Origin of the sequence: uncultured Dokdonia sp. (assembly GCF_947492535.1) — a bacterium.
GTDB lineage: Bacteria > Bacteroidota > Bacteroidia > Flavobacteriales > Flavobacteriaceae > Dokdonia.
Genome location: NZ_CANLNH010000058.1, coordinates 1 through 278 on the forward strand (window position 1 = coordinate 1; position 278 = coordinate 278).

1 protein-coding gene is annotated in these 278 nt (G+C 35.6%); it reads right to left on the reverse strand.

Annotated features, from left to right (window positions below; translation table 11 throughout):
* On the reverse strand, nucleotides 1-278 hold a 278-nt coding region (locus tag Q1A60_RS21540; RefSeq protein WP_300008525.1), incomplete at both ends, for a hypothetical protein.

Consider the following 278-nt stretch of genomic DNA (forward strand, 5'->3'; position numbering starts at 1 on the left):
TTATCTATATCACAAACCTCTAAATCTGCAGGAATAGTTGGAACTGGAAGTAAAAATACTTCTACAGCTAATGGCTCGGTTGAAAAACAACCTGTTATATTATCAGTAACTCTAGCAAATATAATCTGTGGGTTTGGTAATGTGTTTGTAAAAACTGTTGGATCTGGAATCGAAGCATCATCGATATTGGCACCTGCTTGAGTAAGGTGATAACTCACCGATACATTTGGATTAAACCCTCCAGTGATTTCAGCATTTTTAACGGTAAGATTTATGAT